9 protein-coding genes are annotated in these 22,819 nt (G+C 28.9%); all 9 read right to left on the bottom strand.

Annotated features, from left to right (window positions below):
• Nucleotides 1-4 precede the first annotated feature (4 nt).
• A complete protein-coding gene (locus ACEG17_RS06535; protein WP_372583042.1) occupies nt 5-460 on the bottom strand; it encodes a PTS sugar transporter subunit IIA in 456 nt (151 codons plus the stop codon).
• 13 nt (nt 461-473) lie between these two features.
• Complete coding sequence (locus tag ACEG17_RS06530; RefSeq protein WP_372583041.1) at nt 474-2,534, bottom strand: BglG family transcription antiterminator; 2,061 nt, start codon at nt 2,532-2,534, stop codon at nt 474-476.
• A gap of 427 nt (nt 2,535-2,961) precedes the next feature.
• Entirely contained in the window at nt 2,962-3,603 is a 642-nt protein-coding gene (gene cbiE / locus ACEG17_RS06525; RefSeq protein WP_372583040.1) for a precorrin-6y C5,15-methyltransferase (decarboxylating) subunit CbiE, read from the bottom strand.
• Between the two features lie 120 nt (nt 3,604-3,723).
• Nucleotides 3,724-3,987 carry a SemiSWEET family transporter gene (locus tag ACEG17_RS06520; protein WP_372583039.1) on the bottom strand — a complete coding sequence of 88 codons (264 nt, stop codon included), beginning with the start codon at nt 3,985-3,987 and terminating at the stop codon, nt 3,724-3,726.
• Nucleotides 3,988-4,214: 227 nt separating this feature from the next.
• Nucleotides 4,215-5,903: a ClC family H(+)/Cl(-) exchange transporter gene (locus tag ACEG17_RS06515; protein ID WP_372583038.1), complete on the bottom strand. Its 1,689-nt coding sequence runs from the start codon at nt 5,901-5,903 to the stop codon at nt 4,215-4,217.
• 20 nt (nt 5,904-5,923) lie between these two features.
• Nucleotides 5,924-6,898: an FAD:protein FMN transferase gene (locus ACEG17_RS06510; RefSeq protein WP_372583037.1), complete on the bottom strand. Its 975-nt coding sequence runs from the start codon at nt 6,896-6,898 to the stop codon at nt 5,924-5,926.
• Between the two features lie 11 nt (nt 6,899-6,909).
• Nucleotides 6,910-7,470 carry a hypothetical protein gene (locus ACEG17_RS06505; RefSeq protein ID WP_147005876.1) on the bottom strand — a complete coding sequence of 187 codons (561 nt, stop codon included), beginning with the start codon at nt 7,468-7,470 and terminating at the stop codon, nt 6,910-6,912.
• Between the two features lie 14 nt (nt 7,471-7,484).
• Nucleotides 7,485-10,892, bottom strand: a complete 3,408-nt coding sequence (locus tag ACEG17_RS06500; protein ID WP_372583036.1) for a DUF4132 domain-containing protein — start codon at nt 10,890-10,892, stop codon at nt 7,485-7,487.
• Between the two features lie 361 nt (nt 10,893-11,253).
• Nucleotides 11,254-22,170 (bottom strand): autotransporter-associated N-terminal domain-containing protein, encoded by a 10,917-nt coding sequence (locus ACEG17_RS06495; protein ID WP_372583035.1) that lies wholly within the window; start codon nt 22,168-22,170, stop codon nt 11,254-11,256.
• Nucleotides 22,171-22,819 lie beyond the last annotated feature (649 nt).

Below are 22,819 nucleotides of genomic sequence, written 5' to 3'. Positions count from 1 at the left end.
TTGCCTAAAAATTTTTACTTAATATTTGTAATATTTCCTTTTTATCTGATGTATTTTTTATACTATTGTAAACTTCCTTCTGTTCCAGCAAAGACATCAATTTTGTCAATAAATTTACCTGCTCTTCTCCCTTTTGTATCAACAGTACAAATATTACTGATACTTCCAAATCATTTTCATTTAACCCCATGTCTCTAAAAATAACTGGTTTTTCCAGTTTAACTACTATAATACCTTCTTTACTGACAAATTCAGGATTTGTATGAGGTATAGCAATTTTATATTCACCAAAATCCAATCCTGTAGGATAATTTTCCTCTCTTTCAATAATCGAATTTACAAATCCCTTATTTACATATTTTTTTTCAAATAAAATTTCACCTATTTTAGATAGAAAATCATTTCTGTCATTTGCTTCAAAATCAAAAAAAATATTTTCTTCTTTAAAATAATCTTTCATACCTTATTCCTTTCTATGCATCTGTATTTTCTGAAAAATATTTCACTATTTTATTTTTATTTTTTGTTTTCATTATTTCTATCAGTTCGTCTTTAAAAATTTTATTTATAATTTTACTCACTCTATTCAGTTCTTTTTCTTTATCCTTTATGGCAAAAGTAAAAATGTATTTTATATTATTTCCATTAAGTTCAAGCGTATTTTTCAATTCAAGTAAAATTCCCGAAGTTTTAAATACATTATTTTTATTTTTTGAATGTGGCAAAATTATTCCATTATGTATTATCATATAGGATGTATGATTTCTTAATATATCCAAAATACTTTTTGTGTATGAACTTGATATATATTTCATTTTTTCCAGAAGTCTGCATGTATATTCTATTGCTTCTTCAATATTTTTTCCATCGTAACTAAAAATAATATTTTCATTTGTAATTATGTCTTTTTCTTCTTCCGCTTCTACAACATCGTTTATTATCCTTCCTTTCATTTTATTTTCAAGTTTTTTTATCAATTCTTCTTTATTGTTTATTTTTGCCTCCTCTTCTATAATTTGAATTAATTCTGATATTAAAACTTTTTTATTATTCGATACAAAACCAACATCTAGCATTTTTTTCCTGTCATCTATTGTAAATACAGGATTTACCTTTAATATTGGAATGTTGTATAAAATTTTATCCTCTATATCCATCGTTGTTATTATATAATCTATATTTTCATTATTAAGCAATGTTTCTTTTAGTTTAAAATAAGGAGTTACTGCAACTATTTCGACATTAAACAAGGAAGATATATTATCTACCAGTATTTGAGAGATTCCGTATCCTAATGTACTGATAATTATTATCCTTTTTACTTTTATGTTATTATTCACAACTCTTTCTATTGAAGCTTGAAAATGAAGAGTCAGAAGAAATATTTCCTCGTCAGGTATATCTTTTTTTAATATATTTGTCAAAATATTAAGAGACTCTTTTATTAAATAAAACAGATTATTTTTTGTAAATTTTAAATCCTGTATAAATTTATCATTTAATGTGTATTCATTTTTTACTCTATAGAAAAATGGATTCAGATGCTGCCTTAAATATTCAAACAATAATTTATCCTTTGATATATCCACATTTAATCTGCTATTTATATTTTCAATTAAATTTTTTACCAAAATATCTATATCAATCCAATTTTCATAAAATTCAGAATCTTTATTATAAGAACTTATTTTAACTACTAAATCTGTTATAATAAATATATCTTGTTCATTAAAAATTTCATTTAATTCATAATTTTTTATTTCTTTTTTTATTATGTCATATTCATTCCATTCTTTTATTATCTCACCATCAACACATATAAAATTGCTAATTTCTTCGTGAAAACTTTCTGATTGTAACAAAATAATATAAGAAAGTAATGTTTTATAATTTTCATCAGTTGCTGAAAAATTTAATTTAGATAGTATTTTTTTCAAAAAATCACTAAAAATTTTTACTTCTCTTATGCCTAGATTTTCTTTAAATATTTCTTCTATTTTCATTCCATAAATAGTCTTATTTTTTATATTTTTCAAATAATTAAGACATTCTGATATTTTTTCAACTCTATATTTTATTAAATTTGATATTTTCCCTTCAAGCATTATTCCTTTTTTTGTAATTAATTTAATCTCTTTTTCTTCAAATTCTTTTTTTATCCTATTCAAATCCCCATTAATTGTAATCCTTGATGTATCAAACTTTTCCATCAAATTAGATATATTAATTTTTTTTACAGTTGTTATAAGCAGAAATTTTATTAAATTCCTTCTTTTTTCAATAGTTACAGGCTCTGCCTCTTTTACTATAGCCTTTATTTTATTTATTTTACTATCACAATCCAGCTTAAAAGTTCCTGATTTATTTCGATATATAGGCTTAATATTAAATATTGACAAAACAAAATTGATTTTTTCAATATCATATCTTATCATTCTTTCAGAAATACCAAATTTTTCTTTTAATTTCTTAATAAAAACTTCTTCTTCAGAAGAAAAAATCTCAAGTATTTTTATTTCTCTATTATTTAACATTTAACCTCCTTAATTAAGGCTACATTAATATATAACCTATGATTTTAACTATTTCAATATTAAATTTTTGAAATTTTTATTGAAAAAATACAATTAATTGAAAATATATTTTAGACCTTATTTTATAGTACCTAGAAATACTTTGTAAAAAAAAATTGAAAAATTATTTACTTTTCATAAAATACAAAATATATCATTTTAAATTTAAAATAATATAAAACTCATAATAACTTGTTATTAAAAAGCTTACTATAAATTACAAATATCTTAACACAAATAATAAAAATAAGATAGAAAAATTATTTAAAAAAAATTATAAAATATTTCAAATTAATACTTTTAGGAAAATTTAATATTTTATAAAAAAAATACCACCTACAATTAATTTTGTTAAGTGGTATTTTTTCTATCTATTCTATTTTTTCACTTACTCTTCCTTCCCATCCCAATAAATCACAACTACATTCATTTCAAATTTTTTCTCAACTTTTACCATTTCTTTTACTGATAATTCCAAAATTTCTTCATTCTCATAAGATAAATTTTCTCCGACAAAAATAATAGAGCTATCCATTCCAGCTTCAATCAGTGTTTCCGATATTTTCTGCGGTGTATTTTTGTTATCTGTCAAAAGTCCGATTTTACCAAATTCCCGTAACTTTTCAACATAATCCATTTCTCGTCCATGAACGCTAGATATAAAAGCATTATTCCAATAATCAGAAATTTTAGCAAACATATATTGAATTGAGGAAATTCCAGGTATTACATTTAGTTCACTAGCCTCAAAATGTTTTCGCATAAATGTTAGCATACTATAAAAACCTGTATCTCCTGATAGAATTAGTGACATTTTTTTATCACGGTTTTCTTTTATAAAATCCAGAACTCGCTGTAAATCAGCATTAATGTAGCAGTATTCTTTGTTTTCTGCATATTTTCCAAGGCTTTCAATATGACGTTTTCCACCGATTATTACATCTGATTTTTCAATTTCTTTTAATACAACTGGTAAAGTGTAGTCCAAATTTCCAGGTCCTAATCCAAGTACATTTATTTTATTTTTCATTTTCTCTCCTAAATAAATTTTTATTATTTCTATTTTTATCTGTATTTATTATACCCTATATAAATGAAAAGTTAAAGAAAAAAGACTGTTTTTTTCACAGTCTTTTAAATTATTTTTTTATTAAAGTGCTGTAATAAAAGTCATAAATCCTAATATTACCCCTGCTGCATTTGGTACAATTAAAATATAATCTTTTTTAGGTTCTTTAGTCCATCCGTAAATTACCCATATCAAGCAAGAAACTGAGGCAGTAAGAGGTTGCCACGGCTGTGCTTTTGCTCCTCCTATATTGGCAATAATCTGCGGAATATACGTTATAAATACAAATACTCCAATAAATGCCCCTATTGAACCAACAATTGTGTTAATTTTACTTTTATTCATTTTTCCTCCCTGTATTTAAATTTATGATAATTTTTATCACAGTTCAAATTATAACATAATTTCTAATTTTTTCAAAGTCAAAAAATTAAATTATTTGTTTAAGAAAAAGATTTTAAATTATACTCAAACCTACTTAAAATTAAACTACTAAAAATTATATAAATTTAGGGTTTGAGTAAAATAGTCATAACTTTTGAGTTTAGTTTTAAAGTAGTTTTACTATATATCTAAAATTCATCAACAATCTTCATTCCTCTCTCCCTCAGTTCTCCAGCATACTCCTGTGCCGTCCTGTAATCTGTAATAATCACAAGCTGATTCCCACTCTGAATCAATGTATCTCCTCGTGCGATACTGTCCTTCCCAGCTTTACGCACACTCACGATTAACAGATTTTCTGGTAATTTAAGCTCTTTTACCATCTTATTGTCAAATTCGGAATTTGCTCCGACAGGAATTAAAAGTGTTACTATCTTGTCTTTTACATTTTTTCCGTCTGGCTTTATACCAATTTCGATTTTTTTATTTTTCCACCATTTTTCCAATATTTCCAATCTTTTAGCACGTTTCTGTATTCTTCTCTTTTCCTTGTCTTCTTCTAAAATTTGCTTATGAAACATATTAAAATAAAGTCTTTCATAAATTGGCTCCATTTTAAGCAATTCTGTAAAAATATAAGTTATTGTACAGACAATTATTAGCATATAAAGATATGAAAAGTTACCTGTCATTTCCAAAATTAATGTAATCCCAGTTATTGGAGCTCTGACAACTGCTGTAAAATATGCAGCCATTCCAAGCAGCATAAAATGTACAATTATTTCATTTGGAACTGAAAAATAATTATTTAATATCTCACCATAAACTTTTCCTATCAAAGCTCCTACTACAAGCATTGGCAGGAAAATTCCTCCTGGTGCTCCTGTTGCATAACAAAACATTGTATAAAAGAATTTAAGAAGTAAAATTATAACGATTGTTTTTAACATTACATTTTTTCCAAACATTTCCTCTATAAGTTCATGTCCTCCGCCTGTAATATCTCTAAAAAATACTGCTACAATATACGCCATTATCATAAATATTGATATTTTTATATATTTATTCAATTTCAGATTTCTATAATGTTTTTGCGTTAAAAGCAGAAAATAGCTAAATGCTTTTCCAGTAACTGTAATTATAATGCAAAAAACAACTGTTATAATTGCAAATATATAATACGGTATACCTTCTGGAAGCACAAAATTGTATTGAAAAGAAGTTTGTGAGCCTAAAATCATTCTTGAAACATAATTTGAAGTTCCACTTGCTACAAGAGTACAGATTAATAGTAATGGCGAGAAAAATTTGTGAAGTTCCTCAAGAGAAAAAATCACTCCTGCAAGCGGTGCATTAAATGTTGAGGAAATTCCAGCACTTGCTCCACATGTTACCAAATACTTTTCTTCCACTTCAGAGCGTTTCGTAAGTTCCTTCACCCCAGAACCAACCAAAGATCCCAAATGCACTGAAGGCCCTTCACGGCCCATAGACATTCCTGCCCCTATTGCTAATATTCCTCCTACAAATTTTGTAATAAGTTCCCCAAACCATCTAAACTTTACCTTTTTCGTAAGCAGTCCGCTAACTTGCGGAATTCCACTTCCGCTAATTAATGGATATTTTGTAAGCATAAATTGTATAGCTAATCCCATAATAATAAAGATTGCTATTCCAATAGCTATTTTATAAAATTCTAGATTTGTTGTAAAAAATTCTCTAAAAATTGACATCTTTTTTAATATTAATGTATATGTCCCCACGATAATTCCAGAAAAAATTCCTACTAGAAAACACAGGAATATTAGTATTACATTATTTCTCCTTGACTTTAACGAATTTATATCTCTTAGCTCATGTAAAACATCTTTTGCCATTTTATTTCCTTCTTCCTTTTTTATTTTCCACAAAAATATTTTTCCATATTAAAATAAAATATCTTTCCTATATTATTAATCAAAAATCCTGAAATATCCATCTCTTTAGATAGTTTTTCCATAATTTCATAAAATTTTTGTGGTGTCTGATTATATAGTCCTGTCGAAATAATATCTCCAAAAAAAGCACTTTTTGTAATTACTCCAACTTGTTTATTTTGAGATGGAAATCCAGTTTTAGGACTTATAATGTGTCCGTATTTTTCGTTATTTATCAAAAGATATGTATTTTTCTGATTAGATGTGGAATAACTTGTATCTTTTATCTTTATTTCAAATAAATCATTATCTTTATTTTCTTTATTACATTCATATTTTGTTATTCTTACAGGCATTCCATTTATATTTCTTAATATTTCCTTCTCATCTTCAGGATTTTCAGCAATAATCCCCCATTCATTAATTGCAATAATACTGCTTCCGCCAGCATTTACAATTGCGTCCTTTATCCCGATTTTTTTCATTTCCTGAGCCATTTTTTCTATCGCATACGCCTTTATAAATGAACCTGTTATAATTTCCTGATTCTTTTCAATTTTTACCCGCTTTTTCTTTTTGTCAATAATTATCTTTTTATAATCCACAAGCCTTTTCGCTTTTTTTATTTTATCAAAAGATGGCAAAATGGGGGTTTGTTTATAAAAACCCCACAGTCTTATAAGAGGCATTATTGTAATGTCGTACTCTCCACCAATAATTTTTGATAAATGAATAATTTTATTCAAAATACTTATAGTTTCATTATTTACTTTTACAAAATGCCCACTATTTTTATTTATTTTATCAATATAAGAATTTTCAGCATAAGAATTATACTTTTCATTCACATCTTCTAAAATTCCAAATAACCTGTCAAAAACAGAATCATCATAGCTTTCAGGTATTTTAATTTTTATATCCGAATGAAATAAAAAACGTACTTGAACCTTATACATCATGTTTTCACCTAATTTCCACCTGATAAAGTTGCTTTTTCACTTGATTTACTTTCTTTCTTAGTTTTAGTCTCTTCTTTATTTTTTGTATTAAGCTTGTATTGGCTTTCTACATTTTTATTTGTTTTTAGACTATTATCCTCAGTTAATTTTTTATTATTTTTTAAATTTTGGTTTTTCCTATCTTGAGACGAATTTTCAGTTTTATCTTTGCTGATATTTTTCTCTCTGTCCTTTGTTTCTGAATTTTTATCAGATTTATTGTTTTTGGTATCATCTGTATTATTTTGAACTGCAGTTTTAGCTGGCTGAGGCTGCGGTACTGATTTTATTTCAGCCATAACTTCTGTATTCTGAACCTTTTGCGTTGGATTATTTCCTGCAGATAAAGTTGCTTTTTCACTGCTTTTACCTTCTTTATCCGCTTTACTTGACGAAGAAGACGCTTTCTCGCTAGATTTTCCTTCTACAACTGTTTTTTGCTTACTATTTTTTACAAATTGCTTATAATTTCCAAAAGCAATTAAAGAAACAGCACCTAAAAATAGCGCTATTTTTTTCTTATTATTCATAAATACTCCTTATTTTAATTATTTCCTTCACTTGATAAAATTTCAATCATACAACACACTAAACTTAATATTCTCTTCGGAATTTCCTTTAGTTTTAACAGTTTTATATCCTGACTTTCCAATGTTTTTTCATATTGAACTACTGGACTTCCTTTAAAGAATACTATTTTTTCGATTCTTAATTTTTTTGTATAATCTCCTGAAAAAAACGAATTTGTTAAAATGACAGCTGTTATATCTGTGTTTTTATCAATGTAATGAATTCCATATCCTTTTCCGTCATTTCCATAATTTATCTCAAAATCAAGTTTTGGACTTTCTTTCCGTAATGTCTTTACTAGAAACTCTTTTTCATTATAATCTAAAATTTCTATTTTTTCCTTTTTTTCTTCTGTAAGTTTGTAAAAAGGAATGTTTATTTGATTTATTGGCTGAAGTATTTTTTTATTATTAAAATACATTTTCCAGTATTCCCTCTCTTCTTCTTTTAATTCGGGAAAATATACAAGATTTACAAATTTATTTTGATTCAATTGATATTCCTTTTCATTAATTGATTCAAAAATATTATTTTCTGTATATCTAAAAGTACTTACAGTGTTATTTTTCTCATCTATTTCTTTCCAAAGAAGAAATATTGCAAATTTTTGCATAATTGGATTTTTTATAAAAATTTCCTTCCATTTTTCTGCTTTCCATTTTCTTTGTGTAAATAATGCCTTTAATAAATTATTTCTCTGAACTGATGATATTTCTTTCAACTGTTTTTTTATATACTTCAATTCTCTTTTATATTCTTCCAATATTTCATTGTCAATATTTCTTTTTTTACTCACTTTTGGAAATGATTTTATTTCTTTATTATTATTTTCATCATAAAGAATAACTTTCTGAGGAATTTTTGCAATATCAAGCTCAATTTTTATTCTCTTATCCCCATAAGTAAATATTTTTGTCCTATCCATCTCAAAGTTAAAATCTGGAACTAAAATGTCATTTAATTCATCACGTGTCATTCCTTGTTTTTGCGAAATCAGTTCCAATGCCTCGTTAGCCGCCATTTTTATTCTTTTATCTTTATAGTTTAATATGAAGCTGTTTAATAATATCCCCACTTGCTTAACTTCTTCACGTAACGATAAAACTCTTATTCCATAAGCTGCAACTGCAATCTTATTATACTCGCTCACAAGCATATCTACTATCTCTGTAACTTCATCAAGCTGTTTTACGCTAGCAGTTTTTATTAACGGTATAAAGATATTTTTATACTTTGGATTAAACATATGAACTTTCCATCTGTCAAAAATCTTTTTAACAAATTTTCTCAAATCTTTTTTCTGTACTATTTCCTCAATTTTATTACAAACTTCAATACTTCTGATATCTTTTGCGAGTATATATTCTGATACATAAAATTTCATTAATTTTGCAGGAATTTTTTTATCACTGTCCTTTATTCTTATCATTCCGTAATCTACTTCTCCACTAAATACTGCATTTTCCTCATGTTTTTCAAGGCAGATGCTATCAGCATATTCAAAGATTTCTTTTGAATCCATTAAATTTCTTAATCCCTTTTGAGCTTCCATATTATCCCAATATTTTACTAATCTTTCTGCAATATGTGAAGCAGGAAAAATTTGTTTTTCAATAATTTTTTCTATTTCATTTTTTGTGTCAAGCCTTCTTCTTAAAATTTTTTCAATCTGATGTCCTACATATTCATTTGCATTCAACAGTAATTTAGGTAATTCTGAATAATCAAATCCATTATCTTTTAAATATAAAATATTTACATAATTTTCGATTTCTTTTGATATTTCTACCCCTTTTTCAAAAATTTTATATAATTCTTTTTCATGCTCACGCAAAAATTCCATCCAAATTTTATTATTTTTATTATCAAAACCTTTTCTCTCAACATATTCAAAATACTTTCTGTTTATAAAATCTAATCTTAGCCCATAATTCCACATTTCATTTAATATATTTCTTAAGTCAGATATTCCATAAATTACATCGTATCTTAAAAATATATCTTTAAATAAATCAATCTTTTTTGTGCTATTTATAAGAAATTGAAAAACTTTTTTATATTTATCAGAATATTTAAAAAGCGAAAATATTATTTTATCCTTTTCTGCTAAAATATTTACTGGCTTATATCCCAAACATTCGACGGTAATACTTTCCCAGTCAATATTCTCTTTTTCCAAAAATCCAAGATTTCTAAATTTACTTGGATGCCATTTCCAGGCTTTTTCTTCAAACAGTTCTTTTAAATCTTTGATTAATATCTCTTCAGACATTGCTAATAATTTTTGCTGATCTTTTTTATTAATTAAATTTTCTCTTATAAAAAAATGTAGCAAAAATGAATATTCTAATTTATTTTCTTCAAGATTGTCATTTAAAAATTCTTTTGCACTTTCTAAATCTTCCTTTATTGTATCCAAAAATAAATAATACATCTTTTTAGAACGCTCAAAATTATTAAAAATAACATTAAGTCCATAGTTTACAAGTAAATAAAGTCTTTGCTTTTGTGAGAAATTATATTTTTTAAAATTTTTTTCCAATTTTTCAAACATTTTATTTCGATAATAATAATTGTTATTTGTTGAAGAAAATTCAATTTCAGAAAACATAATAAACAGTTCCATTCCTTCAGAAACAACTTCTGAAATCGCTTTATTTTCGCTCAAAATTTCAAAAAAACTTTTTTCCATGTATTTTCTTACTTTTTCAATATTTAAAATTTTCATATTTTGAAAATATCTTTTAAAATTTTTATTGTCGAGATGTTTTGAAAATATTTTATTAATTTTATATTTTTCAATTTTATCTGCAATATATCTTATAAAGATATTATCAAGTTTTTGTATTTCTTCTATATTTTCAGACTTTTTCTCACATTTTAATATAACATTTTTAACAGTTATCAAAATTCCTAATTTTATCAAAAAATTATCTGAATATGAATCGTAGTTTTTAATATAACTATCTGCCAAATTCTCAAAATATTTCAAAAAATACTTGCAATTATTCCAAAAAATATTCTTATTTTTAGTTTCCGAATTATTTTCAAAATCCTTTTTTACAAATTCATCTGAAAAACCTAAAAATTTATATATTTTGTATTTTAAAGGAAAATTTGAAAATTGATAACTAAGTTCATCAGGAAAATTATTATACATATACTCAAAATACTTTAATAATGTCTTCCCTGCCTCACTTTCCAAGAAGTCATCCCTTTTTATAAATTCTTTCATCTCAAAATTATTAATATATCGTAAATTCCTTTTATAAACATTATTAATCTTTTCTGTCTTTCCATTTAGGAAGTCTACTATTTCATTGTAAACAGACTTTATTTCTATTTTATCTGTAAGACTTTTTATTACTTCATTTTTAGTCATTTTACAAACCTCCTTTTATTTAGGCTTATCTTAAAAAACTATATTTAACCCCATTCGTTTAATTTCAAAATGATTCTATCATACAGTCTAGCTTAAAACAAAGTAAATGGATAAGTTCTCTACTAATCCAGTTCTTTTTACATATTTTTCTTGAGTTTTTAAGTGAACTAATTATAAATATATTTTCAATACATTTGACTATACATTTATATTATACAACATTTTTTATGTTTTTTCATTCATTAATTAAAAAAAATTTATTAAATTTATTCAATAAAAAAAGAGCTACTTCATTTATTGTGAAATAACTCTTTCTTAAAATATACTTTTTGTTTACAGATTTATGAATAAGAAATATAGATTAGTAGATTGCTCTAAATCCGATTCCACCTCTCACATTTTCACCTTTTGTATCATAACCTGCGTTTATTGTTACACCAAATCTTGTATTTTCAATTCCAAGGTTCAAATCAGCTTTTCCGTTTCCACGTCTGTCATCCTTTTCACCTCTTATATTAAACCAGTCAGCAGTTGTATAACGAACTCTTGCTTTATTGCTCACATCTCCAACCTTTCCTAGTTCATTTTCATAAGCAAGTCCCAACTTAGCAACAAATGTTGTTTTTACTGCCATTGGCTGTTTATATTTGAATTCCACTCCAACCTCAGGTTTTATAGAATAATAGTCATTCGCTTTTACTTCTAAACGCATTTGCCCAGTATCCTCTTTTATTCCATCAAATTTTCCATATTCAAATTTTAAACTTCCATAAGGTGAGATACTTGTTCTTTCACTTGTTCTGATGTTTTTTCTAAGTTCATTTTTCAATCCAAATCCATATGAACGGTACTCAGATTTTGCTTCAAATATATCATCAACAACAAGGAATTTTCTCTTCATTTCACCAGTTCCTACAAATCCTTCTGCTGAAATAGTCCAGTTCAAGCTATTGTTATGATCTTTTCCTATTGGCATTGATTTAAATACACCTGCTTTTACAATACTCTGATCTTCTTTAGATCTACCTATATCGCTAAAATCAAATCTATTTCTTACTGCCCCTGCATACCATCCTGTCGATTCTCCAAGTTTTACAGTTTCATTTTCATTCAAATATGCAAATCCATAGGCTTTATTTTTATAATCAATGATTCCCGCTGTATCTGTCTTGTATTCACCTTGCATTCCAAAGGCTTTTATTTTATTTGAATTTTTAGACTTCGTATCCCATTCATTTCTTAAATATGTAAATTCTTTATTCAGCAAGTTACCTGTTTCAAAAATTCTTTGTTGAACATTTGCATACTGATGTCCCATCATTTCATCAATTGCTTGAGCCAATAACGCTTCTTCACTATTTCCAATTGTATTCAATTTATTAAATATTTCTTTTTCTCTTGAATCTAAGCTATTAACGTCATATCTTTGTTCCAATCCATCAGTAAAATTGTATTCATTTGTTGTTTTATCTACAAAGGCTGTATAAGGAATCTTTGTCATAAGTACACGTGTAATCTGCTGTGTAGATGGGTCAACTTCAGGTGTTGCCATCCAAGTTAGCGAAGCAGAATACGGAGTAAAGTTAAATATTCCAGAATTTATCTGATTTAAGAACGGCTGTAATATTTGTTTCCCAATAATTACATTTTTTGCATTTGTAAGTACTGAAAATTCTGTTCCGATTAATAAATCACTGTTAATTCCAAGAGAATTTGCTCCATTTATGTTAATTGGACGTGTTCTTCCCAATGTATCCACATATACTCCAAAGTTTGAGAAAGCATAGTTTGTGTAAGGCGTAGTATAATCAATTGTCTGAACTTGACTGTCATCTAGTGTTACACCATTTCTCTGAATTGCAAGCCGTCCATTTGGCAATTGAACAATTCCCACTCCTCCAACAGTTTTACTTGGATCTGTTGGCGCATAATAATCTTTTGCTCCATTTCCAGAAGTAATGCTTCCCGCTCCAGAATTTAATGCTGGTAATACATTTCCAGGAGTTGCATTAGATGCTATTGGCAAATCTCCAGATACTCCTTGAGAATTTACATCATATCTTACTCCATAAGTTTTATAACCATTTATGTTGATTTCTCCATAATTTTTAATTATTGATTTATTATTTGCTGTACCTTTTATTAACACTCCATAACTGTTGTCTGCATCAATATTTATTGTTCCATAATTTTCCAAAGTACTTCCATTTAATACAGCAACTCCGACAATACCTTGAACATTGTCATTTCCACGATAAGAGCCAGCTGTAGTAATATTTCCAGTATTTACAAATTTTGCTCCATTATTTACAAATACTCCCATCATTGTTTGAATTTTATCAGAAGATGTTGCACTTGAAGCATCCAAGTATATATTTCCAGAGTTTCTTAATGTCGTCCCTCTGTCATCTCCGTACATTCCAATGCTTAGATGTCCTGAAACATAAATATCTCTTTCATTTGAAATATTTGCTCCTCCTACGGCTGCCATACCGATTCCATAAACAATGTTATTTGGATCAGATTTATCAGTTTTTCCGATTTTGATTGTTCCTCTGTTTACAGCATTAGATGCTCCTGTTACAAGAATTCCTTGATTTCCGATTCCTTGTGACAGATCAATTATTCCATTATTTACAATATTTGCTCCATCTTTTCCATAGATTGCAATAATTTTTTCATTTGTTCCAGATGTAATTGTTGCATTATTTGTTACTGATGATGCTCCTTCTGTATAAATGAAAGTCGACTCTTTTCCTAAAGTTACATTTGATGAAGCAGAATTTGAATAAACATTTGTTCTGCTCATACCTGGATTTGATAAAATTACCCCGTAAGACTTATCTCCAACAGTAAAGTTAGATGTAGTATCGTTAATTGAAACTCCACTTGTTCCATAAACTCCAACAGGTTCACTATTAGCATCTGTCGCAATATGATTGGCAACATTTATTGTTCCACCTAAGTTAACATTTCCACCTTTTTTATACACACCGATAGCCTTGTCTGCAACATTGATTACAGAACTTCCTGTTGTCTCCACATTTCCGTTTTCACTAAGCGAATAAACTCCAAATGAAGCCTCTCCAACATTTATTGTTCCACTATTTTTGATATTAATTGTTGATCCATTTTGTGCATAAATTCCAACAGTAGAGTCGTTTTTAACAGCGGTTGCAGTTTTATCTACATTTATTGTTCCGCTATTTTCAAATGTCTGATCCGATGTTCCTTCCAGATATGCTGCAATTGAACGTTTTCCAGTAATATCAATATTTCCACTATTTAAAATTGATTTTGCCACACCTGATTTATTTTGTGAGAAAATTCCAATTGAATCATCACTAGAAAACTTCATATCCGCTTTATTCGTAACATTTGAATTTATTGAAACAATTCCTTTTGCCTTGTCAGATGTACCTGTTATTTTCTTGCCATCTATCGTAGCATTTGAATTGTCTACATAAATTCCTGTAGAACCATTATTTAAAGTCATATTGTTCCATCCACCAAAAGAAGATGTTCCTGTCATATAAATTCCAGTTCCTTTTGAAGATACAATGATGTCATTATTATTCGTTTGTGCTTTACTATCCACAATATATAACATCGGCTCCGAAGAAGTTGTCAATGTTCCAGCATTATTATAATTTAACACTGCGTTATTTTCCAAGTATGCCAAACTTCCGTTATTTGCAAAATTGTAATTCCCTCCAGTTACGGTCAATGTAGAATCATTTCCATACAGTGCAAATCCTTTATTTCCAACTGTTATATCTCCAGAAGTAGTCAAGTTTGTTTTGTTTTTTACAAATATTCCAACTGAAGTAGATTCAACACTTCCACTAGGATTAAATGTAGAATCTCCAATTGTTATATTTCCACTATTTACAACTGTCGCATTTGAAGCATTCGAAGTTTCTGGTGCAATATAAATTCCTGCTGACCCTTTTCCTAAAGTGATGTTTCCTTCATTTACAACATCTATCACTTTACTGCTTGCAGCTGTATTTTTAGCATAGATTCCAACAGATTTATCTTTACCAGTTATTTCTCCCTTATTTTCAACTTTATCAAATCCAATTGCATAAATAGCAGAAGATTCATCTCCAACTGTTATTTTAGAACCAGCTGTTGTTGTAATTATACCTTTATTTTCAGTTCCTGCTGGTGCATTGCTATAAACTGGTGTTGAAGTTTTATAAATTCCATAAATTCCAGTTGATTTATTTCCTACAAGAATATCTTGTGAATTAAGTCCTCTTGATGATTCAAGATACATTGCTGTACTTGTTTTGGCATTTGATAAATCCAAAGTTCCTTTGTTTTCAGCATCATATCCAGCAGTTCCAGCCCAAGTTAATGCAGGATTGCTATTTCCATCTGCCATAAGTCCAATAATATTCTTAGTTGACGGTTTTGCCTCGACTGTTACTCCTGTTTGTATAATAGCTTCCCCATTTATAACGTGAGAAAGTATATTTCCAGTATCTAATGCATTTCCAAGTGCTACAGTTAGATTTTTTGAAGTTATGGAACTTCCTTCAGTAACTCTGGTTCTTTCTACAGAGTACCCATTAGTAACTAATGTTCCACCATTATCTACAATGTATCCTCCTTTTTGAGCAAAAATACCTACTCCATCTCCACCAAATTCAATTTTTGCACCACTTTCAAAATTAACTGTCGCTTTGCTAGTAACTATTGCTCCAACTCCATTTGCTCCGTTTAGCTTAATATCTGCACCATTATCAATTGTTACCGTTGAAGCTTTAGTTCCATCTCCACCATTTCCAATATAAATACCAGTTCCAGCTGTTGTGTTATCTCCTATATTCATAGTTCCTGTATATTTAATATGACTGCTATTTTCAGCAAATAATCCGACTCCATTTGCTCCTGTAGTTATTGATGTTGATATTGTTTTAGGGCTTCCAGATGCTCCTTGTCCATCAGTGTAAATTCCAATTGCATAAAGATCATTTGAGCCACCTAATACAGAGTTTCCTACTTTTACTCCCTGGTTATAACCCGAAATATCAGCAGTTGCTCCCTTCATAAGAAGTCCGATTATTCCATTACCAGTATTAGAACCCGTCGTGTAGTCTAATTTTGATGTGCTTGAATTTAACGTTCCTCCATCAAGATAAACTCCAACTCCATATCCGCTTATATTTCCAATATTTGATCCATTAATCTTTCCTGTATCAGAAGCACTTGTTCCTTTAATATAGTACGCAACTCTATTTTGATTTTTTGTACCTAAATTTATTGTTCCTGTAGTTGTATCAGTTACTGTTGCCTCGTCTTTTAGATAAACGGCTACTGATGAGTCCGCATCATCATTTAATGCTATTTTTCCTACTTTTGTTATGGTAGATTTTGGTGTATAGATTCCAACTGTGCTTTTTTGTTTTAGATTTATAGTTCCTTCATTTTTTATAGTTGAATCAGCCAAATTACCATTATTTTTTGTAAACATTCCTGTAGAGTTTTCAGATTCTACATTAACCACACCATCTGCTGTATTTGTCAAGCTGATTTTCTTCCCAGTGGCACTTGCCGAACCAAACATTCCAACTGAATTTTTAGAAGATGATGTTAAATTTATAGTTCCTGAATTTTCAGCTGTTGCATCATCTTTCGAGAATATTCCTGTTGACTTTTCACCAGTCAATTTAATAGTAGCATTCTTTGCATTTATAACTGCTGTCTCATCGTCTACACCATACATTCCAATTACTGATTCTGCTGTTCCTATTATTTCTTTGTTGTTTGTTATTTTAGCTTTATCAGTCGCAAGCATTCCTGTCGCTTTTTTACCTTTTACAGTAACAGTTCCTTCATTTATTCCTTCAGTAGCATTCGATGTGGCAGTATTTTTACCAGTAGCATAAATTCCTATCGCACTCTCTCCAGCTGATGATATTTCAATTGTAGCACCATTATGATTTTTTATTTCTGAACCATTTTTCCCATACATTCCAACTGATTCTTTGTTGTTTACTGCTATTTTGTTTTTATTATTTGTTACTGAATTATCTGAAAGCATTCCAACTGATTTTTCAGAATTTACTTCAATTTGACCTTTATTATCCGCTGTTAAATTTCCTCTGTTATTTGTAGCATTTGTAGAAAATATTCCAACTGATTCTTTCATGCTGACATCTATTTTATTTTTATTTTCTATAACCAATGTTTTAGTTGCAGCTGCTTCAAGTTCTCCATAAATTCCTGCACTTTTTACTTGCCCAGCTGTATTTTTTAAAGTAATTATTCCACTATTTTCTATTGTATTATTTTCTGTCGCATTTTTTGTAAATTTACCATAAATTCCCGCTGAAGCTCCTTTATGCACATCAATAGTGCCTGCTGATGCATTTACTGCATTACTGTCTTCAAGATAAATTCCTGCTGATTCTTCTTCTTTAATCTCTATTTTTTTATTATTAGTTACTTTTGATCCAGATTTACCATAAATTCCTGCTGATTTTTTGTCATTCATAATAATTGTTCCACTATTATCAACTGTGCTTTTTACAGCTGAAATTCCGATTGATTCTTCTGAATTTACTGTTATTACTCCATCAGAACTATTAATAACTTCTATTTTATCTACATTATTATTAACATCATTTAAAGCAAATATTCCAACTGATTCCGGGCTTCCATTAGCAATATTTATTTCTTTATTATTTTGTAATGTCAATTTTTTAGATGCCCCACTTACAGATTCACCATATATTCCAACATTCTTGATAACGTTTGTCAGATTTATTATTCCTTCATTTAAGATAGAATAGTCTTTTTGGGATGAGTTTGTTATTTTTCCATACATTGCTGCCGAACCGCTAGTCGCTCCAGCAGATCCTGTCAACGTTATTGTTCCATTAGCTGTATTTGTTGCATTTGAATCTGAAGCATACATTCCTGCTGAATTTTCGTGTGAAACATTTATTGTTTTTTCATTAGTTATGTTAGAGTCGTTACTCCCATACATTCCTGCTGAATTTTCTTTTTTTACATTTATTATATTTTTATTTTTTCCTGTAGCTTTATCAACAAAAATTCCAACTGTACTCTTAACATCCAAATCAATTTTTCCATTAGAAGCTTCATTTACTACAATTCCAGCATTATCTCCAGCATTATTTTTCAAATACATTGCAGCTGATTCTTCCTGACCAACAATTATATCCTTTTCATTTTGCAATGTTGTAGTTCCTGTTGCTGTACTCTTAATCTCTACATACATCCCTGCTGATGCTGTTTTACCAGTTCCTTTTAACTCAATTTTTCCAGTATTTGCGATAGTTCTTGAAACAGCATCTGAAATTTTTGCAAAAATTCCTGCTGATTTATTACTTTCAATACTTATTGTTCCTGCATTTGAAGGCGATGAGTCTTCTGCATAGATTCCTGCTGACTTATCTCCAGTTATTGTAATTTTTCCAGTTGTAGCATCATTTGAAATAGTCGCTCCATCTAAACCTAGCATTCCAGCAGAAGCTCCACCATTCATTTCTATATTCCCTTTATTTGTAGCACTTCCTTTATTTGCCAAAATTCCAACTGAAGCCGAAGCAGCTGTTGTATCAGTAAGTAAAATATCTCCGCTATTTTCGATTTCAGATTCTTTACCATAAATTCCAACTGATTTTTTCCCTTGTAATTTTATTTCAGAACCTGCGAAATTAGTCACTTTTGCTTTTTCTGACATTATCCCTATCGCATCTGAAGCCAAAGTATCTGAAGTTATTTTTTTCTTATTTTCAATTATAACATCAGCACCCTTACCATAGACACCAATCGAATTACCTATATGAATATTTATGTTTCCAGAATTTTCTACGTTTTGATTACCTTCTGCATAAATTCCAACATTTTGAGTTTCAGTCGAACTTGCCACTCCAACTTCTATAGTTCCTTTATTTTTAACATTTTTTGCAGATGTAGATGTTGAATAAATTCCTGCTGAACTTCCTTTTTTAGAAGTTATTTTCCCAGTTGTTTCATTTGTAACATCACTGTTATCTGCATAAATTCCTGCTGATCCCGTTTCTTCTGTAGTTATATTTCCAGAATTTTCAATTGTTGAATTTGTTATTCCATAAACTCCTGCCGATCCTGTTCCAGAAGTTGTTATTTCTCCACCAGAAGCATTACTTACTGTACTGCTATTTGCTAGTATCCCAACTGACGAAGTTCCAGAAGTTGTTATCTTTCCAGTACCACTATTTGTCAATGTTGAACTTTCTTTTCCATAAATTGCGATTGAACTGTTATTTGCAGTTGTTATTATATTATTATTTGTCACTTTTGAAGCATTGGAATAAATTCCTATAGCTCCATCTTTTCCTGTTAATGCAAGTTTTCCATCATTTGTTACAACAGCTCCATTTAATCCTGAAATTGTCGTTTTAAATTCAGAAGTCAAGATTTTTCCTGATTTAATATTAACTTTCCCAGCATCAGATACTAAAAATTGTGCAGAATCATCAATATTAGAAAATTTCGTACTGTCAGCCGTAATATTTCCATCAATATTTATAGTCGTATTTTTCGCACCATAAAATACAGCTGAATTTTCACCCATACTTGAAACTGTTAAATTTTGTAACGTTGTGTTTGTTATATCTACAGTATCATCTGCTGTATTCCCAGTATTTCCAAAGTAAGCGAACACAGATTTTTTACCAATCGAAGTACTAAGATTTGTCATTATAAAGGCTGTTCTAAAATCACTAGCCTTGGATGAATAAAGTCCAACTGTTCTTTCTCCCAAATTTAATACTGCATTTCCCTGAAAAGTAGTACTTGTAGTAGATCCATCAGAATATACTCCGATTCCAGTGCTAGTTCCAGAATCTCCAACTGTAACTGTACCTTCAACAGTTCCAGTAGAGCCACTAGTAAATATTGCAATTCCACCATTACTAGATTTTATTTCTCCATTACTTGCATTTGTAAAGGTTCCATTTTCTGAATATAACCCTACTTTTCCACCTGCTTCAACGGATACAACTCCAGCGTTTGTAAATGTTCCTGTATTTTGTACAACAGCATGATATGCAGCATTTGAAATAGTTGCTCCATTTTTATTTATTGCAACAGATCCATTTGAAAGATATAATCCAATAGAATCAGTACCAGTTGATGTTACTTCTATCTTTTTTTCATTCTCAAATGTCGCATTATTTAAGATTACACCATATACTTTATTTCCCGCAACTGTTATTGTTCCTTGATTTCCTGTAGTTCCAGTCGTTCCGTTAAAGTACATTCCAATATTTTCATTTGCTCCATTTACTTTAATTTTACCTTCATTAACAAACTTTGCTGAACTTGAATAAACTCCTATATTTTTTCCATCTGTACTATTAATAGTAATCGTACCTTCATTTTTCATATTCGTTGCCGAAGCATTTCCAACCCTTATCCCCATACTTCCTTGAGAGCCATTTTCAATATCAATATTTGCATCTTTAGTATTTTTTACATCAGAATCTACTTGTGAGTAAAGTCCAAATGAATTTTTAGCAGCTATTGTAATTGTTCCATTATTAATAGCTCCACCTTGAATTTTACCAAGTACTGTCATACCACCCGAATCATTTCCAGTAACATTAATTTTTCCATTATTCACAAAACTTGAATCAGGTCCTAAAGCATTTGTTGTTTTTGAAACAACCATACCGTGACTATTGTCTCCACTAATATTTACATTTCCATTGTTAATTGCAATAGTGCTTATATTTACACCATTCTTAAAATCACTAGTTGCAAATCCTGCTGAAATATTTCCGCTTAAACTGATTTCACCTTCATTTCTCAATGTATGTTTATTTGTAACACTGCTACCTGTCCCTTCATCTGTAAATAAAAGAGCTACCTGTAATGACTTATTTCCACTTATAAGCCCTGTTGAACCATTTATACCGGTAACTTGCGGATTATTCCATGTATCTGGCTGTACTTCAATTCCTGCTACTTCCATTACCTCTAAATATATTTTTCCTTTATTTTCAAATGAAAACGACGGATTATCTCGTCCCCCTCTACCTGAAGGAAGACCTGGATCTAACGTTATTGCTCTTTGCTTAGTTATATCTACATGCATCTCTGTATTTTCACCTGAATAAAAAGAACCGTTATTAGTCATGTATTCTCCAATTGCTTTACGATGACCAACAGGTGCCTGACTTAATGTATAACTAGAATTAAGCAAATTAGTATTAGCATTCATTGTATTATCAGCAGTTATACTATTTCCATATGAATCCAATCGTGGAATACTAAAAACTATAGGATTCGCTGTTGGATTTGGTGGTGTAACACTTGGAGCAGTAGGTTTAGTAACACTAATTGCACTAACTTCTGAAATATTTGGAGGAGTAATTGTCAATGTGTTTACAGTTGGAGTCGGTGCCGTTACATTCATACTTAGTGATGGCGGTGTTATATTTACAGATATTGTCGGTGCTGACAAATTCATACTGATGCTTGGAGCCGTTACTGTAGGCGGTGTAGCTGGCTCTTGTGGATTCGGCACTTCAATCGTAACAGGATTTAATGTAGGAAGTATAATTGTCGGTGCCGTTATTGGCGAAGTTACACTCAAATTAATTGCTGGACGTACTACAGCTCTTGGCATATCAATTTGTGGATTTATTGTGATTTCTTCTTTTGAAATAGATTTTGGACGTACATTTGCCATTATCTGAATTTCCACTTCAGGTTCTTGAACGTGTAACAATGATGCTAATCCGTAAGATTGTGAACCTACTGTAGAAGTGCTAATTGATGGTGTTATAAAATTTTTTCTTCTATTAGACAAAATTCCAGTCTCTCCCCAGTCACCTCTAGTAAATATGCCATTAAAGGGATATTTAACCGCCTTGTCTCCTCTTCCTTTATAAGCTCCGTTACTACTTGATGTAAAAGTATTGGCTCCAAATTGCCATGATGCCCATTTTGATTTTACAACCTGATCTCCTTGTTCCATTAATTGAACTAATTCCAAGTTCAAGTCTTCTACAGCTTCTTCGTTTGCTTTTTTCTTTTTCTTTATTGCAACCCTTGTTTTTTCAGCTGACATTACCAATTCTTTGTTCATACGCTCATAAAGCATATCTGAAGATGTATTTATCCCAATTGAAAATGTTATCATCCCTGTTATTAAGTACGAGAACAGCAATGATTCTGTATACTTTACGTTTTTTGCCCTTTTAGCAAAAGCCTTCAAGTCTTTTTTTGCCTGTTTTAAATTGTTACTCATATTTTTCTCCTTTTTACTTTGATTTTTTTACTATAAGATACAAAAACTCATAATTTTCGAATTATTTAACTCTCCTGTTAATTTTTTAAATACCGATTACTATATAATAGTTAAAATTTAAAATTTTTACATGATTACAGCTTATCATATTAAAATTATCTTTATATTTCAAATCTATTCAAAATTATAAAAAATAAAGAAATATTGATTTGGAATGGAGTAGAGCAGTATTGTTTACGAATTATTTTAAATTGATTGGCTTTCTAAATCATGTTATTTAGTTGGTGTATTCAGTTCACTTTAAAATATACCAATTTTTTAAGATTCTTAGAATTGAAATAAAATATACTCGAACCATAAATTATTTATATAAATATAAGGTTTGAGTACTCTAATTTATTAACTAAAATTTTATCTTTAAATAACTTTACTATATAATTAGAAATTTCAAATTTATTCTCAAAATATTTTTATGATTTAGTAAAAATGAACTATTGTATAATTTAAGATTAGTAGTTCCTTCTAGCATAATTTTAAAGTAATTTTAATTTCAAATCTAAATCTAAATTTTCTTTTCGTAGTATTATAACATTTTTTTATTTCCATTACAACAAAAAAATCTCTCTTTTTTATATAAATTTTAGAGAGA

The sequence above is a fragment of the Leptotrichia hongkongensis genome, from assembly GCF_041538065.1.
Lineage (GTDB): Bacteria > Fusobacteriota > Fusobacteriia > Fusobacteriales > Leptotrichiaceae > Leptotrichia > Leptotrichia hongkongensis.
The sequence above is the reverse complement of the archived record's forward strand: the minus strand, read 5'-3'. Positions and strand labels throughout refer to the sequence as shown.

What these genes read in the sequence shown, in the direction of transcription:
- ACEG17_RS06510 (WP_372583037.1), bottom strand. Translation starts at nt 6,898, where the DNA reads ATGTATAAGGTTCAAGTACGTTTTTTATTTCATTCGGATATAAAAATT.
- ACEG17_RS06535 (WP_372583042.1), bottom strand. Translation starts at nt 460, where the DNA reads ATGAAAGATTATTTTAAAGAAGAAAATATTTTTTTTGATTTTGAAGCA.
- ACEG17_RS06500 (WP_372583036.1), bottom strand. Translation starts at nt 10,892, where the DNA reads ATGACTAAAAATGAAGTAATAAAAAGTCTTACAGATAAAATAGAAATA.
- ACEG17_RS06530 (WP_372583041.1), bottom strand. Translation starts at nt 2,534, where the DNA reads ATGTTAAATAATAGAGAAATAAAAATACTTGAGATTTTTTCTTCTGAA.
- ACEG17_RS06495 (WP_372583035.1), bottom strand. Translation starts at nt 22,170, where the DNA reads ATGAGTAACAATTTAAAACAGGCAAAAAAAGACTTGAAGGCTTTTGCT.
- ACEG17_RS06520 (WP_372583039.1), bottom strand. Translation starts at nt 3,987, where the DNA reads ATGAATAAAAGTAAAATTAACACAATTGTTGGTTCAATAGGGGCATTT.
- ACEG17_RS06505 (WP_147005876.1), bottom strand. Translation starts at nt 7,470, where the DNA reads ATGAATAATAAGAAAAAAATAGCGCTATTTTTAGGTGCTGTTTCTTTA.
- ACEG17_RS06515 (WP_372583038.1), bottom strand. Translation starts at nt 5,903, where the DNA reads ATGGCAAAAGATGTTTTACATGAGCTAAGAGATATAAATTCGTTAAAG.
- cbiE (WP_372583040.1), bottom strand. Translation starts at nt 3,603, where the DNA reads ATGAAAAATAAAATAAATGTACTTGGATTAGGACCTGGAAATTTGGAC.